The organism is Streptomyces alboniger (assembly GCF_008704395.1).
GTDB classification, from domain to species: Bacteria; Actinomycetota; Actinomycetes; order Streptomycetales; family Streptomycetaceae; genus Streptomyces; species Streptomyces alboniger.
This window is the reverse complement of record NZ_CP023695.1, coordinates 3589541-3605656: the sequence shown is the minus strand read 5'-3', so window position 1 is coordinate 3605656 and position 16116 is coordinate 3589541. Positions and strand designations below refer to the sequence as shown.

The following is a 16116-nucleotide window of genomic DNA, read 5'->3' as shown; positions in this document are numbered from 1 at the left end:
AAGGCGGTTGGCCCAGGGGTGCGGGCCAACCGCCTCGCGGTTGCGGCGGGTTCGGCCATCCGTGTGTGCGGGTCCGGCACGCACGTACACGGGTTCGGCCACCCGCTTATGCGGGTTCGACCACCCACGCGCCCTTGCGCATCACGCCCTTGACGTCGAAGTCCGCGTCGAGGACGACCAGGTCCGCGTCCTTGCCGGGCTCCAGGGAGCCGACCGCGTCGTACATCCCGAGGAGCCTGGCCGGGTTGGCGGACAGGGCGCGGACGGTGTCCTCGACGGAGATCCCGTCGACGGTCACCGAGCGCTTGAAGGCGCGGTCCAGGGTCAGCGTGGAGCCCGCGATCGAGCCGCCCTCGACGAGCCGCGCCACGCTGTCCCTCACCTCGACCTCCAGCGGGCCGAGCATGTACCGGCCGTCGCCGAAGCCCGCCGCGTCCATCGCGTCGGTGATGAAGGCGACGCGGTCCGCGCCCGCGCGGTGGAAGGCCAGCTCCAGGGCGGCGGGGTGCAGATGCGTGCCGTCGTTGATCAGCTCGACGGTGACCCGCTCGTCCTCCAGGAGGGCGGCGATCGGGCCCGGCGCACGGTGGCCGAGGCCGGGCATCGCGTTGAAGAGGTGCGTGGCGACGGTGGCGCCCGCGTCGATGGCCTCCACCGTCTGTTCGTACGTCGCGTCCGTGTGGCCGATGGCCGCGATGACGCCGTGCTCGGCGAGGAGGCGCACCGAGTCGATGCCGCCCGGCAGTTCCGTGGCGAGCGTGAGCATCTTCGCGTGGCCGCGTGCCGCGTCGATCAGCTTGCGGACGTCCGCGGGGTCGGGGTGTCTGAGCAGGCTCTCGCTGTGCGCGCCCTTGCGGCACGGCGAGATGAAGGGGCCCTCGAAGTGGATGCCCGCGATGTCGCCCTGCTCGGCCAGCTCGCTCAGCAGTCCGGCGCGCTGGGCGAGGAAGTCCATGTCGCCGGTCACGGTGGAGGCGACGAGGGTGGTGGTGCCGTGCAGGCGGTGCGTGTGGACGCCCTTGAGTACGTCCTCGACCGTGCCGGAGGTGAAGGAGGCGCCGCCGCCGCCGTGGTTGTGCAGGTCGACGAAGCCGGGGACGAGCCAGTGGCCGGTGAGGTCGAGCGTCTCCGCGCCGGCGGGTGCGACGCCGGCGACGCGGGTGCCGTCGACGATGACGCGGCCGTCGGGGACGGTTCCGGTGGGCAGTACCACCCGGGCACCGGCGAGAACCTTGCTAGTGGCCATCAGGTGGTTACCTCCGTGGGGTCGGTGGGAGCTGCTCGGTCGAGCAGGTCCCAGGCGAGCAGGCCCGCGCCCAGGCACCCGGCGGTGTCGCCGAGGGCCGCGGGGACGATCTCCGGCAGCGTCTGGAACTGGACGACGCGGGCCGCGACGGCGGCCCGCAGCGGCGTGAACAACGTTTCCCCGGCCTCGGCGAGACCGCCACCGATGATCAGCGTGTTCGGGTCCAGCAGGGTGAGGGCGGTGAGCAGGCCGTCGGCGAGGGCGTCGACGGCGTCGCGCCAGACCTCCTGGGCCCTGGGGTCGCCCGACTCCACGGCCTTCGCGCAGTCCGCGGCGTCCGCCTCCGGGTCTCCGCTCGCCTCGGCCCAGGCCCTGCTGACCGCGGCCGCGGAGGCCAGGCGCTCCAGGCAGCCGCGCTGGCCGCAGCCGCAGGGCGGTCCTTCGGGGCGTACGACGATGTGGCCGATCTCGCCGGCCGAGCCGTGGGCGCCGGGTTCGATGGCTCCGCCGATGCCGATGGCTCCCGCGATGCCGGTGCCCAGGGGCACGAACAGGAAGCGGTCGGCGCCCTTGCCCGCGCCGAGGCGGCCCTCGGCGAGGCCGCCGGTGCGGACGTCGTGGCCGAGGGCCACGGGGACGCCTGCCAGGCGGGCGCTGAGGAGGTCCCGCAGGGGGACGTCGCTCCAGCCGAGGTTGGCCGCGTAGACCGCGATGCCGCGGGCGGCGTCGACGATGCCGGGCACGGCGACGCCCGCCGCCGCGGCGGGTTCGCCGAGGTGGGCGATGCCGTGGGCGCGGAGGTCCGCCGCGAAGTCGAGGATGGACGCGACGACCGCTTCGGGGCCGCGGTCGCGGCCCGTCGGACGGCGTGCCTCGTGCAGCAGGGTGCCGTCCGCCCCTACCAGGGCGGCCTTCATTCCGGTGCCGCCCACATCGAGGGCGATGACGTGTCTCACGGATACAGTCTCGCCCGTCACCCCGTGAAAGGTCTAGTCCACCTGTCGCTGCTGTCATATGACACCCGCAAGTATGCGAAATGGCCAATTTGCCGCAGAGCCGCCATGCGAAAGAGCGAATCCATGCCCCGGCTGGGTGCGGGACGCGCGTACCGCCCGTTTGACCATGCGCGTTCGTCCCGGACTCCCCCACAGCCGCAGAGGTAGACCCATGGTGAGACTCTTCGCAGGCAGCCGCCGCTGCCGTGTCCGTCTGGTCCGTCTGGCGCTCGGGTCCGTGCTCGCCGCCATGGCGTGCGCTTCCGCCGCCGCGTCCACCGGGCCGCCCCCGGAGCCGCGGCCCGCGTCGAAGGCGCCCCACAAGGACTTCCCGATGCGCATCGCCGCGTACGTGGCCAACAGCGGCTCCGGGACCGTCTCCTCCGCCGACGTCCGCCTGGAGAGGCCCGTCGCCACCACGACGGTGGGCACTGGACCGACCGGCGTGGGCGCGGCCCCCGACGGCTCCCACGTGTACGTGGCCAACGGCGTGTCCGACTCGGTCACCTTCATCGAGACGGTCAGCCGCAAGGCCGTGGCGACCGTGCCGGTCGGGTCCTATCCGTTCTCGGCCGCTCCGAGCCGGGACGGGCGCTGGGTGCTCGCGGCGAACTGGGGCAGCGGCAACGTCTCCGTCATCGACACCGCGAGTCGCCGGGTCATCGCGACGCCCGCGGTCGGTGAACTCCCGCACAGCGTCGCCACCTTGCCCGACGGGACCGCCTACGTCACCAACAGCGGCAGCAACAACGTCACCGTCCTGTCCAGGGGGCACGAGCCCGTGGCCCGGATCCCCGTGGGCGACTTCCCCAGCGGGATCACCGCCACGGTGAAGGGGGACAGGGTCTACGCCGCCAACACGGGCTCCGGGAGCATCTCCGTCATCGACCCGGTCACCCGCAAGGTGACGGCCACCTGGCCGGTCGGCAAGGCCCCGCTCGGCCTGGGAGTCAGCCCCGACGGGCAGCGGCTGTACGCCGCGGATTCCGGGGCCGACGTGCTCCTCGTCATCGACACCGCGACCGGCGGTGTCCTCTCCCGGGTGCCCGTGGGCAAGACACCCCAGGGCGTGGCCGTCAGTCCGGGCGGCAGCCGGGTCTGGGTCACCAACGAGGACTCCGACACCGTATCCGTGGTCGACCCGGGCCTCACGAAGGTACGCACGACCCTGCGCACCGGCCACCAGCCCGAGGGCATCGCCATCACCCCGAGGTGAGCGAAGCCGGACACGCCCTAGCTGAGGATCACGCTCCGCGTCAGATTCCGCGGCCGGTCCGGGTCGAAGCCGCGGGATTCCGCCAGCGCCACCGCCAGCCGCTGCGCGCGGATCAGGTCCGCCAGGGGGTCCGCCTCCTGGCGGGCCACCAGTTCGCCGCCGACACGGGCCACGTCACCGGCGAGGCCCTCCGGCAGCGTGCCGAACATCCACGTCACCCGGCCGGGGCCGGTGATGGAGATCGGCCCGTGGCGGTACTCCATCGCCGGGTACGACTCCGTCCAGGCGCCCGCCGCCTCCCGCATCTTCAGCGCCGCCTCCAGCGCGAGGCCGTACGTCCAGCCGCGCCCCAGGAACGTCCACTGCTCCGCCGAGACCACCGCGTCCGGCAGCGGCTCCGTCACCGCCAGCTCCGCGTCCACCGCCGCCTGCGCCACCGACTTCACGCCCGGGACGTCACCGAGCCCGGCCCGCAGGAAGGCGAGCGCGGTCGTGGCGAAGCGGGTCTGGACGACCGACCGCTCGTCCGCCCAGTCCAGGACCGCCACCGCGTCCGCCGCGTCCATCACCGGGGTCTTCGGGTCGGCGGTCAGGGCGAGCGTCGGGACCGTCCCCTTCAGCCGGCCGAGCAGTTCGAGGACCTCCGTCGTCGTGCCGGACCGGGTGATCGCCACCACCCGGTCGTAGCGCCGCCCGGCCGGGAACTCCGACGACGCGAAGGCGTCCGTCTCGCCCTGTCCGGCGGCCTCGCGCAGAGCCGCGTACGCGATCGCCATGAACCACGACGTCCCGCACCCGGTGACGGCGACCCGCTCACCCGGCTCGGGGAACCCCGTGAAGGAGGCCGCCGCCTCCGCCGCCCGGTGCCAGCAGGCGGGCTGAGTGGCTATTTCTGCTGCGGTACGCGACATGCGGCAAGGCTCCTCGTCGTGCGGGACGTGAACGTGACGTGCTTAGCAGGCCGGGGGCGGGGGCTGCAATGGCCGCCCGTTGCACAAGTGATACTGGGCTGGTGTAGACCTTGTGTTCGGACCCGGGGGAAACTCGGGGGAAAATCGCAGTTCGACAGCGGTGGGGCGCACCGGCCCCGGTGCGCGAAAGCAACGAGGGTGGGACAGCTGTGCAGCGGCGCGTGACAGGACTGACCGCGGCGGTGGCCGTACTGGGCATGGCGGGCGTTCTCGCCGGCTGCGGCGGCCCGGGCGACTCCGGTGACGTCACCCTCAAACTGGTGGCCGCCGACTACGGCGACTCGGCGGCGAACAGTTCCAAGAAGTACTGGGCCAAGGTCGTCGAGGGGTTCGAGAAGGACAACCCCGGCATCGACGTCGAGGTGACCGTCCACTCCTGGAACGACGTGGACCGCGAGGTCAAGGAGATGGTCAAGAAGGGCGAGGCCCCTGACCTGGCGCAGATCGGCGCGTACGCCGACTACGCCGCGCAGGACAAGCTCTACGAGGCCGACGAGCTGCTCTCCATCGCCACCCAGGCCGACTTCATGACCCCGCTCGCCCGGGCCGGCGAGGTCCACCGCATCCAGTACGGCATGCCGTTCGCCTCCTCCACGCGCCTGCTCTTCTACAACACCAAGCTCTTCAAGGACGCGCACCTCACCCCGCCGCGGACCTGGGGCGAACTCCAGAGCGCCGCCAAGGCGCTCAAGGCGCGCGGCGTGAAGATCCCGTACGCGCTGCCGCTCGGTCCCGAGGAGGCGCCCGCCGAGACGCTGATGTGGATGCTCAGCGGCGGCGGCGGTTACACCGACGAGGTCGGCTCGTACGACATCGACTCCAAGCAGAACGCCAAGACGTTCGCCTGGCTCAGGGACGAACTCGTCGGCAAGGGCCTGACCGGACCGACGCCCCCCGCCAAGATGAACCGCGCCGAGGCGTTCGCGGCGTTCTCGCGCGGCGACGTCGGCATGCTCAACGGCCACCCCACGCTGATGAAGATGGCCGCCAAGAAGGGCGTGAAGTTCGGCATGGTGCCGGCGCCCGGCGTCAACGGCAAGGCGCAGGCCACGATGGGCGTCGCCGACTGGATGATGGCGTTCAAGCAGAACGGCCACCGCAAGGAGGCCGGCAAGTTCCTCGACTACGTCTACAGCGAGAAGAACGTGCTCGACTTCTCCAACGAGTACGACATCCTGCCCGTGACGAACTCCGCCTCCGAGGCGATGGCCAAGGACCGCGGCCACACCGAGCTGGGCAAGTTCCTCAAGGAGCTGCCGACCTCGCAGCTCTACCCGGTGGGCAAGACGTCGTGGGCGCAGGTCTCGGCGTCCATCAAGCAGAACATCGGCAGGACCGTCGACAAGAACGGCAACCCCTCCTCGATCCTCGGCCAGATCCAGAACAAGGCGGCGACCGCGGAGAACGCGGAATAGCGTGGCCGCATGACCGACCAGGAACCCGCTGAGGGCCTCTCCGCGCGCGATCGCGCCGTACTCGCCCTCGAACGGCGCGCCTGGCCGGGTCCGGGCGCCAAGGAACGTGCCGTCCGCGAGGAGCTTGGCATGGTCCCCGTGCGCTACTACCAGCTCCTGAACGCCCTCCTCGACGACCCCCGCGCCCTCGCGCACGACCCGATTACGGTCAATCGACTGCGCCGGGTACGGGAGTCACGGCGCGACGAGCGCTGACGCGGTTAAGGTCGGGCCCATGGGTGACCCTACGTACGCGCAGCCCGACCGGGCCGGACGTCCCGGCCTGCCCGAACCCGTGACGTCCGCCGGGCGGGACGGCCTCGCCGCGCTTCTCGCGCGGCCCGACCGGTCCGTCGTGGCCCTCGACTTCGACGGCACGCTCGCCGCGATCGTGCCCGACCCCGAGCAGGCCCGCGCCCACCCGGACGCCGTGCCCGCGCTCGCCGCGCTCGCCCCGCGCCTGCGGTCCGTCGCCGTGGTCACGGGCCGCCCGGCGGGCGTCGCCGTGCGCTACGGCGGCTTCGCGGGCGTGCCGGGCCTCGAACACCTCGTGGTCCTCGGGCACTACGGCGCCGAGCGCTGGGACGCGGTCACCGGCACCGTCCAGGCGGCCGAGCCGCACCCCGGGGTCGCTGCCGTGCGCGCCGAGCTTCCCGGGTTCCTCGACGCGATCGACGCCTGGCGCGGCACCTGGATAGAGGAGAAGGGCCGCGCGGTGGCGGTCCACACGCGCCGCGCGCGGGACCCGCAGGCCGCCTTCGACGCGCTGCGCGCACCGCTCGCCGAGCTGGCGCACCGGCACGGCCTGATCGTCGAGCCGGGCCGCATGGTCCTGGAGCTGCGCCCGCCGGGCATGGACAAGGGCGTGGCCCTCGCCGCGTACCTGCGGGAGGTCGGCGCGGAGTCCGTGCTCTACGCCGGTGACGACCTGGGCGACCTGCCCGCCTTCGCCGCCGTCGAGAAGCTCCGCTCGGACGGCATGGCGGGCCTGCTGGTGTGCAGCGGCAGCGCGGAGGTCACGGAACTCTCCGACCGGGCCGACCTGGTGGTGGACGGCCCCGGCGGAGTGGTGGCTCTCCTCAACGCCCTCGCACGCCACCTAGCCTGATAGCGCGGGGCAAACGGGTGGGTGGGTGGGAGACACCCGCCGCGAAGCGGCGGTCTAGGGACGATCGCCGGTCAGCGCGTGCAGCTGGTCCAGGAACCACTGCGCGGGCGGCAACGCCGTAGCCGCCGCGGCGAGCCGCTTGGTCCGCTCGGCCCGCTCCCCGACCGGCATAGAAAGCCCCGCGTGCAACGCCTCCGCCGTCGCTGTCACGTCATAAGGGTTGACCGGAATCGCGTCCTCGCCCAGCTCCTCGAACGCCCCCGCCTCCCGCGAGAGCACCAGCGCGCACCCCTCGTCGGAGACGACGGGCACCTCCTTCGCGACGAGGTTCATGCCGTCCCGGATGGGGTTGACCAGCGCCACGTCCGCGAGCCGGTACGCCGCGAGCGAGCGCGCGAAGTCGTCGTCGACGTGCAGGATCACCGGCGTCCAGCCGGGCGTCCCGTACGTGGAGTTGATCTCCTCGGCGACCCGCGAGACCTCCGCGGTGTACTCCCGGTACACCGCCAGGTCCTGCCGCGAGGGGTAGGCGAAGGCGACGTGGACGACCCGCTCGCGCCACTCGGGGCGGGTCTCCAGAAGCTCGCGGTAGGCCAGCATGCCCCGCACGATGTTCTTGGACAGCTCCGTCCTGTCCACCCGCACGATCGCCTTGCGGCCCTCGCCGATCTGCTCCCGCAGCGTCGCCATCCGCTCCTCGACGTCGTCCCGCCGCGAACGCTCCCGCAGGAAGTCCGCGTCGGCACCGAGGCCGTGCACCCCGATGCGCGTCCCCGACGTCCCGCCGAGCAGCCGCACACAGCACTCCGTGAACGCGTCCGCCCAGCGCCCGGTGAGGAACCCGAGCCGGTCGGCGCCGAGCATCCCGCGCAGCACCTGCTCGGCCACGTCGTCCGGCAGCATCCGGAAGTAGTCGGCCGGCGCCCACGGGGTGTGCGAGAAGTGGCCGATCCGCACGTCGTCGCGCAGCTCGCGGAGCATCCCGGGCACCAGCGTCAGGTGGTAGTCCTGCACGAGGACCGAGGCCCCGGGGGCGGCCTCCGCGGCCAGCGCCTCGGCGAACGCCCGGTTGTACGTCTCGTACGCCGCCCACTGCGCGCGGAACTCCGGGCCGAACGCCGGTTCCAGCGGCGTCTGGTACAGCATGTGGTGGACGAACCACAGGACCGAGTTGGCGATGCCGTTGTACGCCGCCGCGTGCACGCCCTCGCGCGAGCCCGCGTCGATGTCGAGCATCCGCACGCCCGGCTCGCCGACGCCGCGCCGCACCGCCTCCCGGTCGCCCTCGCCGAGCGCCGCGCACACCCACAGGGCGGCGGGGTCCTCGGGGGAGTCACCGATGGCGCTCAGCCCGGAGACGAGACCGCCGCCGCCGCGCTTGGCGGTCAGCTCCCCGTCCTTCCCCACGGAGTACGAGACGGGGCCGCGGTTGGACGCGACGAGTACCTGCGCTGCTGCTGTTCGGGGCTCGGACACCATGTGGCAAAACGTAGCCCGTCCCGGGGCCGGGCAAACGTACGACCGTCAGGCGCTCACGCCACGCGTCGGTGCGCGTACTCCGCGATGCCCGTCATCGGCGGCCGCTCCTCCGTGTCCACCGCGTACGTCCGCGGCACGAAGCCCCGCTCACCCCGCTCGAACTGCGTCAGCTCCGGGCGTACGAGGTGCCCGCGCGCGAGCCGCACCTGCGCCGTCCGGTAGATCGCCGCCGCCATCCGCCCGAGCGCCTGCCCGTCCTGGTGGCGGTGCTTGCGTACGCCGACGTCCACCTGCGCCAGCGCGTCCAGGCCGACCGTGTGCAGCGCGTCGACGAGCAGGCCCAGCTCCACGCCGTACCCGACGGGGAACGGCAGCCGCTCCAGGAGGGACCTGCGGGCCGCGTACTCGCCGCCCAGCGGCTGGACGAACCCGGCGAGCAGCGGCCAGTGCATGTTCAGCAGCGGGCGCGCCATCAGCTCGGTGACCCGGCCGCCCTGGCCGGTCGCCTCGCCGAGCGGACGGTCGTACATCGCCTTCACGAAGGCCACGTCGGGATCGGTCAGGAGCGGGCCCACGATCCCCGAGACGAAGTCCGCGGAGAACTCCCTCAGGTCCGCGTCGACGAACGCGACGATGTCACCGCTCGTCACAAGGAGCGAGCGCCACAGCACCTCGCCCTTGCCGGGCAGCGGCGCGATGCGCGGCAGGATCTCGTCCCGGTGCACGACCTTGGCGCCCGCCTCCCGGGCCACCTGCGCCGTACGGTCCGAGGAACCGGAGTCGATCACCACAAGCTCGTCGACCAGCGAGGTCTTCTCGATCAGCTCGCGGCGGATCTCGGAGACGATCGCGCCGACCGTCGCCTGCTCGTCCAGCGCGGGCAGCACGACGCTCACCGACGCGCCGGACGCGCGCTTGGCCGCGGCCAGCCGGTCCAGCGGGCGGTCGGCGACCGACCAGGAACGCCTGCTCAGCCAGCGCTCGGCCTCTTCCAGCACGGTCGGAGTCCTCCCGTATGTGATCCATCTCGCGGTTCGGACGACTATCTCAAGGGTCCAGGGCTTCGGTTACAGTCTTGAACAACGCCGGTGACCATCGCATGTCGGGGTCGCCGTCGCGTGAGATCGACAACTGAAACCCACAGACAACTGAAACCCACAATCGAATACCGCTCATCCAGAGGGGCAGAGGGATACGGCCCGTTGAAGCCCCGGCAACCCTCCAGCCGGTCTCGTGCGCAGTTCAGCGCCGCGAGGCTCCCGGCTCGGGAAGGTGCCAATTCCGTCTCGCGGCGAGATGCGCCGCGGGGAAGATGAGGAGAAAGGGCCTCGCCTCCATGGCTGTGCAGACCGTCGCCACCGAAAGCACCACCTCTTCCGTCTCTTCCGTAGACCTCGGGCCCGCTTCGGGACTCTCCTGCCGAGAGTGCGGCACCACGTTCCCGCTCGGCCCGATCTTCGCCTGCGCCGAGTGTTTCGGACCCCTCGAAGTCGCGTACGACCTTCCCCTCGGCGACCCGGAAGCCCTGCGCAAGCGGATCGAGGCGGGCCCCGCCAACATCTGGCGCTACGCCCCGCTCCTGCCCGTCCCCGCCGACGTCGCCGACAAGCCGAACCTCAACCCCGGCTGGACCCAGCTCGTCAAGGCCGACAACCTCGCGCGTGAACTCGGCGTCGAGCAGGGCAAGTTGTTCGTCAAGGACGACTCCGGGAACCCCACGCACTCCTTCAAGGACCGTGTCGTCGCGCAGGCGCTCGAAGCGGCCAGGGCCTTCGGCTTCACCACCCTCTCCTGCTCCTCCACCGGCAACCTCGCGGGCGCCGTCGGCGCCGCCGCCGCCCGCGCCGGCTTCCGGTCCTGCGTGTTCATCCCGCACGACCTGGAGCAGGGCAAGGTCGTCATGGCCGCGGTCTACGGCGGTGAACTCGTCGGCATCGAGGGCAACTACGACGATGTGAACCGCTTCTGCTCCGAGCTGATCGGCGACCCACTGGGCGAGGGCTGGGGCTTCGTCAACGTCAATCTGCGGCCGTACTACGGCGAGGGTTCCAAGACCCTCGCGTACGAGATCTGCGAGCAGCTGGGGTGGGAGCTGCCGGATCAGCTCGTCATCCCGATCGCCTCGGGCTCGCAGCTCACGAAGATCGACAAGGGTCTGAAGGAGCTGATCGCGCTCGGCCTCGTGGCCGATAAGCCCTACAAGATCTTCGGCGCCCAGGCGGAAGGCTGCTCGCCCGTGTCGGCCGCGTTCAAGGCCGGGCATGACGTCGTGCGCCCGCAGAAGCCGAACACGATCGCCAAGTCGCTGGCCATCGGCAACCCCGCGGACGGGCCGTACGTGCTGGACATCGCGCGGCGCACGGGCGGGGCCGTGGAGGACGTGAACGACGAGCAGGTCGTCGACGCGATCAAGCTCCTCGCTCGGACCGAGGGGATCTTCGCGGAGACCGCGGGCGGTGTGACGGTGGGCGTCACCAAGAAGCTCGTCGAGGCGGGGCTGCTCGATCCGTCCCTCACCACGGTCGTGCTCAACACCGGGGACGGCCTGAAGACGCTGGACGCTGTCGCTGAGACGTCGCAGGCCACCGCGACCATCAAGCCGAGCCTTGAGGCGTTTCGCTCCGCGGGTCTCGCCAACTGAGGTTGTTGCTTCCCTGCGGGACGGCTGTGGCTGGTCGCGCAGTTCCCCGCGCCCCTGACGGGGCGCCCCCATCCCCGTATTTCTGAGGTGAACCCCATGAGCGTGAACGTTCGTATCCCCACCATCCTCCGCACCTACACCGGCGGCAAGGCCGAGGTCGTCGCCGAGGGGGGCACCCTCGGTGAGGTCATCGCCGATCTGGAGAAGAACCACACCGGCATCGCCGCCCGTGTCCTGGACGACCAGGGCAAGCTGCGGCGCTTCGTCAACGTGTACGTGAACGACGACGACGTCCGCTTCGAACAGGGCCTGGAGACGGCCACTCCGGACGGCGCCGGCGTCTCGATCATTCCGGCGGTCGCCGGCGGATGATCTATTTCCGCAACTTTCCTGCGTAACCAGAATTGCCCCCTCCGGGAGACAAACGGAGGGGGCAATTCTGGATGGTTGAGCGCGGTACAGTTGGGAAAGGCGCTTCTCCGTTTGTGCCGAGCGCATATACGAACTCGGCCCGGAGTCGACAAGAAGCAGCCAAAGCGAGCCACCCTTTTGAGTCGCATGTGCCATTTGTCGGGCCCGACTTGCCCCGGCTTCTGGCGAATTCTCCGCATATTCCCGTTCGCGGGTGCTCAGAATTCTCGTCCGATTGACCTGTTGCAGAGGGCAGTTGGACAGATACATTCAGCGGCGGTCGACGCGTTCCGGCGCACACCCCCAACCAGTGGGGGGTGAGGTCTGACCCGGGTCCGCGAAGTGCGGTCCTGTGCAAGGGCCAGTAATAGGGGAGTTAGGCATGGCTCAGGGCACCGTCAAGTGGTTCAACGCGGAGAAGGGGTACGGCTTCATCGCGGTCGACGGTGGTGCGGATGTTTTCGTCCACTACAGCGCGATCCAGATGGACGGTTACCGCACCCTTGAAGAAGGTCAGCGAGTCGAGTTCGAGATCTCGCAGGGCCAGAAGGGTCCGCAGGCGGACATGGTCAAGCTCGCCGTCTAGCTCGGCGCGACCGACCACCGAAGCAAGCATCGCGAGGGGCTCGTATCCCATGGGGGTACGGGCCCCTCGTGTGCGCCCGCGCGCCCGCGGGTAGGACCGGAGCGCCTCCGGGGATCCGGGAGAGGCGCTTGCACTCGCAGGGGTCGAGTGCTAATCATTGGGCTTAGCACTCTCCCAGTGAGAGTGACAGAACTTGGATCGGGCCGGTGAGGTCCGCAGGCCGAGTGGGGCAAGGAACCACAAGGTTTGCAGGCCGTCCGTCGCGGGCACCGACGTCGATCCGGAGCATGCCACCCCTGTCCGGGAGGACCACTTCACATGGCCAAGATCATCGCGTTCGACGAGGAGGCACGGCGCGGCCTCGAGCGCGGCATGAACCAGCTCGCCGACGCCGTCAAGGTGACCCTGGGCCCCAAGGGTCGCAACGTCGTCCTCGAGAAGAAGTGGGGCGCCCCCACGATCACCAACGATGGTGTTTCCATCGCCAAGGAGATCGAGCTCGAGGACCCGTACGAGAAGATCGGCGCCGAGCTGGTCAAGGAGGTCGCGAAGAAGACGGACGACGTCGCCGGTGACGGCACGACGACCGCGACCGTCCTGGCCCAGGCCCTGGTGCGCGAGGGTCTGCGCAACGTGGCCGCCGGTGCCAACCCGATGGCCCTCAAGCGCGGCATCGAGAAGGCCGTCGAGGCCGTCTCCGGTGCCCTCCTCGAGCAGGCGAAGGATGTCGAGACCAAGGAGCAGATCGCTTCCACGGCCTCCATCTCCGCCGCCGACACCCAGATCGGCGAGCTGATCGCCGAGGCCATGGACAAGGTCGGCAAGGAAGGCGTCATCACCGTCGAGGAGTCCCAGACCTTCGGTCTGGAGCTGGAGCTCACCGAGGGTATGCGCTTCGACAAGGGCTACATCTCGGCGTACTTCGCCACCGACATGGAGCGTATGGAGGCGTCGCTCGACGACCCGTACATCCTGATCGTCAACTCCAAGATCTCCAACGTGAAGGACCTCCTTCCGCTGCTGGAGAAGGTCATGCAGTCGGGCAAGCCGCTGCTGATCATCGCGGAGGACGTCGAGGGCGAGGCGCTGTCCACGCTCGTCGTCAACAAGATCCGTGGCACCTTCAAGTCCGTCGCCGTCAAGGCCCCGGGCTTCGGTGACCGCCGCAAGGCCATGCTCGGCGACATCGCCATCCTCACCGGTGGCACCGTCATCTCCGAGGAGGTCGGCCTCAAGCTGGAGAACGCCGGTCTCGACCTGCTCGGCCGCGCCCGCAAGGTCGTCATCACCAAGGACGAGACGACCATCGTCGACGGCGCCGGTGACAGCGACCAGGTCCAGGGCCGCGTCAACCAGATCCGCGCCGAGATCGAGAACAGCGACTCGGACTACGACCGCGAGAAGCTCCAGGAGCGCCTGGCGAAGCTCGCGGGCGGCGTGGCCGTCATCAAGGCCGGTGCCGCGACCGAGGTCGAGCTCAAGGAGCGCAAGCACCGCATCGAGGACGCCGTTCGCAACGCGAAGGCGGCCGTCGAGGAGGGCATCGTCGCCGGTGGTGGCGTGGCCCTCATCCAGGCTTCCGCCGTCTTCGAGAAGCTTGAGCTGGAAGGCGACGAGGCCACGGGTGCCGCCGCTGTGAAGCTGGCCCTGGAGGCCCCGCTGAAGCAGATCGCGGTCAACGCCGGCCTTGAGGGCGGTGTCGTCGTCGAGAAGGTGCGCAACCTGACCGTCGGCCACGGCCTGAACGCCGCGACGGGTGAGTACGTCGACATGATCGCCGAGGGCATCCTCGACCCGGCGAAGGTCACGCGCTCCGCCCTCCAGAACGCCGCGTCGATCGCCGCGCTGTTCCTCACCACCGAGGCCGTCATCGCCGACAAGCCGGAGAAGGCGGGCGCTGCCCCGGCCGGCGGCGGCATGCCGGGCGGTGACATGGACTTCTGATCGACCTCTGGTTGATCACTGTCCTTACGTACCGAGGGCGGCACCCCTTCTCAGGAAGGGGTGCCGCCCTCGGGCGTTCTCCGGCTACGGCAGCCGGTCCATGATCCAGGCGCAGAGTTCCTCGGTGACGAGGGTGTGGCCCTCGTTCTTCGAGGCGCAGCGGAACTCGTCCAGTTCGCTCAGTTCGTCCTCGGCGGCCGTGATCGGTTCGTACAGCTTCTCGTGGCTGTCGATGTCGCGCAGGGCGATCGCGCTGACGGTCGGGACGAAGCAGTGGGCGCGGACGTCGGCCTGGGAGCCGAGCCCGATGAGCGCGGGGATCTTGTTCAGCTCGTCGGCGAGGATGCCGAAGCCCTCCAGGGTGCCGCCGGGGGCGCCGTCGATCTCGGGGATCCCCGAGGTGCGGATGCGGGGCTTGCGCAGGGTCACGACCCGCAACTGGGCGACGAGTTGGTCCTCGCCGACGGACTGGGTGTGCAGGTGGGTGCCGGTGATGGCGAGGCCCTTGCCGTGGAAGGCCTTCTCGCCCGGTCGGACGCCGTTGCTCTGCCCGATGCGTACGCCGTTGGCCACGCCGATCTTCTTCGGCCGCTTCGGCCAGCCGCCGACGCGCTCCAGCTCGGCGAGGAACGTGCCGCGCTCCTTGTCCGTCTCGGGGCTGTCGTCCCACTCGGTGATGTGCTGCCACAGCAGCTGGCGGGCGGCCGGGCTGTTGATCTGCTCGGAGAAGGCCGCGTTGAGGCGCCGGATGTAGTGGGCGAACGACTGGAGGGCGAGGGGGATCCAGGCGCCGCGGTGCGGACTGTCGTAGGAGAAGTACAGGGCGGTCTGGTGGTCGTTCTCCGGGCCGCCGTCGTGTTCCATCTTGGCGAGCGCGTAGCGGGTGACGAGGCCGCCCATGCTGAAGCCGCCGACGGTCAGCGGGTGGTCGCCGTCGCGCCGTGCGATGGCCTCGCGGATGGCGGCCCGCGCGACCTTGGCGTTGTCGAGGATGGACGCGCCGCGCTCGTCGAAGCCGAGCAGGATGACGTCGTAGCCGCGGCGGCGCAGTTCGCCGACGAACGGGTACGGGCCGCGCTCCAGGATCTCCCAGGAGTAGTTGAGGTCGCTCGGACCCGAGTTGAACCCGTCGCCGAGGATGACGGGCCGGGTCAGCCCGCGCGTCCGGTCGGCGAGGTACACCCAGGCCCGCCCCTCGGGCAGCGCCCACTCGTCGTCCGGCTCGGGCGCGGCGGCGGGCGCCTCCCGGGCCTGCCTCGGTCCCGGGGCCAGGGTGACGCGGGCGGCGGCCCCGAAGGCCTCGGAGATGCGCCGGGCGTCGGCTTCGGTGAGGGCGTCGGGGTGGTTGGGGTCGGTCATTGCGGGTCCCCTCGGGTCGGTCCACCGGTGCTGGTGCCGTTCGGCGCCATCTTGGGTACGTCCGTCGGCTGCCGACAGTCGGCCGGGGCCCTTTCGGACAGGGCGGCTTCGGCCGTTCATCGCCCTTTACGGGTGGGGCGGGAGGGGGTCCGCGGCGCTGGCCAGGCACGGGTGGGCGGCGGCGGCCGGCGCGGGGGGACGCCCCGGCGGCGCGTCGGCCAACTCGGGGTGCGGGGCGGGGGCCGGGGGCGCGGGGAAGGGGCGGAAGTCTGTCGCGAAGGCGCCGGGGCGGTCCGGTGCGGGGGCAGGCGGCGCAGTCCTCCGTCTAGAGCGTGCTCACGTCGGCCTGGAACAAGGGCATGCCCATCAGGGTGCGGATGCAACTGGTGGAGAAGATGTGGGTGCCCGTGTGCAGGGCGCGCAGGAAGCCGAGGAGGTCGTGAGGCCCGTACATCTCCTCGGAGTCCGCGACGCGCAGGGGAAGCTCCCAGACCGTGCACTCGTCGGGGATGGCGTCGCAGGGGCCCGTGACGACACGGATGACGGCGAGGGCGGGCGGCGCGGGCAGGACGCCCTTGATGAACTGGTCGCCGCCCAGGGGTTGGTGGAGGTGCTGGAGCAGCAGTCGGGTGATGGCCGCCTGCTGCTGCGCGATGTCTTGATGCGGGGAGGTTGGCACAATCCCCCACTAAAGCCGGTATCAGTG

15 protein-coding genes and 1 riboswitch are annotated in these 16116 nt (G+C 70.8%); of the genes, 8 read left to right on the top strand and 7 right to left on the bottom strand.

Annotated elements, in window-relative coordinates:
• Positions 1-106 precede the first annotated feature (106 nt).
• Positions 107-1246, bottom strand: a complete 1140-nt coding sequence (nagA, locus tag CP975_RS15830; RefSeq protein ID WP_055531096.1) for an N-acetylglucosamine-6-phosphate deacetylase — start codon at positions 1244-1246, stop codon at positions 107-109.
• Positions 1246-2202, bottom strand: a complete 957-nt coding sequence (locus CP975_RS15825) for an ROK family protein (protein WP_055531094.1) — start codon at positions 2200-2202, stop codon at positions 1246-1248. The genes nagA and CP975_RS15825 overlap by 1 nt, the downstream gene beginning before the upstream one ends.
• Positions 2203-2413: 211 nt before the next feature.
• On the opposite strand from CP975_RS15825, the gene CP975_RS15820 reads away from it, so the two are divergent.
• On the top strand, positions 2414-3457 hold the full coding sequence (locus tag CP975_RS15820; RefSeq protein WP_055531092.1) for a YncE family protein: 1044 nt from the start codon (positions 2414-2416) through the stop codon (positions 3455-3457).
• Between the two features lie 17 nt (positions 3458-3474).
• Here the strand turns inward: CP975_RS15820 and CP975_RS15815 are convergent, their stop codons facing one another.
• A complete protein-coding gene (locus CP975_RS15815; RefSeq protein WP_055531090.1) occupies positions 3475-4368 on the bottom strand; it encodes an SIS domain-containing protein in 894 nt (297 codons plus the stop codon).
• 209 nt (positions 4369-4577) lie between these two features.
• Between CP975_RS15815 and CP975_RS15810 the strand changes: the two genes are divergently transcribed.
• From CP975_RS15810 to otsB, 3 genes are read left to right on the top strand one after another with little or no spacing between them, the layout of a single operon-like run.
• Complete coding sequence (locus CP975_RS15810) at positions 4578-5843, top strand: ABC transporter substrate-binding protein (RefSeq protein ID WP_478492179.1); 1266 nt, start codon at positions 4578-4580, stop codon at positions 5841-5843.
• A gap of 9 nt (positions 5844-5852) precedes the next feature.
• A complete protein-coding gene (locus CP975_RS15805; RefSeq protein WP_055531089.1) occupies positions 5853-6098 on the top strand; it encodes a DUF3263 domain-containing protein in 246 nt (81 codons plus the stop codon).
• Between the two features lie 19 nt (positions 6099-6117).
• Positions 6118-6990 (top strand): trehalose-phosphatase, encoded by an 873-nt coding sequence (gene otsB / locus CP975_RS15800; protein WP_150477027.1) that lies wholly within the window; start codon positions 6118-6120, stop codon positions 6988-6990.
• A gap of 54 nt (positions 6991-7044) precedes the next feature.
• Here the strand turns inward: otsB and CP975_RS15795 are convergent, their stop codons facing one another.
• Entirely contained in the window at positions 7045-8469 is a 1425-nt protein-coding gene (locus CP975_RS15795; protein ID WP_055529874.1) for an alpha,alpha-trehalose-phosphate synthase (UDP-forming), read from the bottom strand.
• A 53-nt stretch (positions 8470-8522) separates the two neighbouring features.
• On the bottom strand, positions 8523-9467 hold the full coding sequence (locus CP975_RS15790; protein WP_055529876.1) for a glucosyl-3-phosphoglycerate synthase: 945 nt from the start codon (positions 9465-9467) through the stop codon (positions 8523-8525).
• Positions 9468-9638: 171 nt separating this feature from the next.
• Positions 9639-9788, top strand: a riboswitch (SAM riboswitch).
• 17 nt (positions 9789-9805) lie between these two features.
• On the opposite strand from CP975_RS15790, the gene thrC reads away from it, so the two are divergent.
• From thrC to groL, 4 genes are all read left to right on the top strand, one after another.
• Complete coding sequence (gene thrC, locus CP975_RS15785) at positions 9806-11110, top strand: threonine synthase (RefSeq protein ID WP_055529878.1); 1305 nt, start codon at positions 9806-9808, stop codon at positions 11108-11110.
• A 96-nt stretch (positions 11111-11206) separates the two neighbouring features.
• A complete protein-coding gene (locus CP975_RS15780; RefSeq protein ID WP_055529880.1) occupies positions 11207-11482 on the top strand; it encodes a ubiquitin-like small modifier protein 1 in 276 nt (91 codons plus the stop codon).
• Between the two features lie 421 nt (positions 11483-11903).
• A complete protein-coding gene (locus tag CP975_RS15775; RefSeq protein ID WP_005315736.1) occupies positions 11904-12107 on the top strand; it encodes a cold-shock protein in 204 nt (67 codons plus the stop codon).
• A 318-nt stretch (positions 12108-12425) separates the two neighbouring features.
• Positions 12426-14051 carry a chaperonin GroEL gene (gene groL / locus CP975_RS15770; RefSeq protein WP_030791626.1) on the top strand — a complete coding sequence of 542 codons (1626 nt, stop codon included), beginning with the start codon at positions 12426-12428 and terminating at the stop codon, positions 14049-14051.
• Between the two features lie 84 nt (positions 14052-14135).
• On the opposite strand, the gene CP975_RS15765 is transcribed toward groL, so the two are convergent.
• Together CP975_RS15765 and CP975_RS15760 are read right to left on the bottom strand one after the other, a co-directional pair.
• Positions 14136-15410 (bottom strand): lipase family protein, encoded by a 1275-nt coding sequence (locus CP975_RS15765; protein ID WP_055529882.1) that lies wholly within the window; start codon positions 15408-15410, stop codon positions 14136-14138.
• Positions 15411-15735: 325 nt separating this feature from the next.
• Positions 15736-16089: a hypothetical protein gene (locus CP975_RS15760; protein WP_150477026.1), complete on the bottom strand. Its 354-nt coding sequence runs from the start codon at positions 16087-16089 to the stop codon at positions 15736-15738.
• Positions 16090-16116 lie beyond the last annotated feature (27 nt).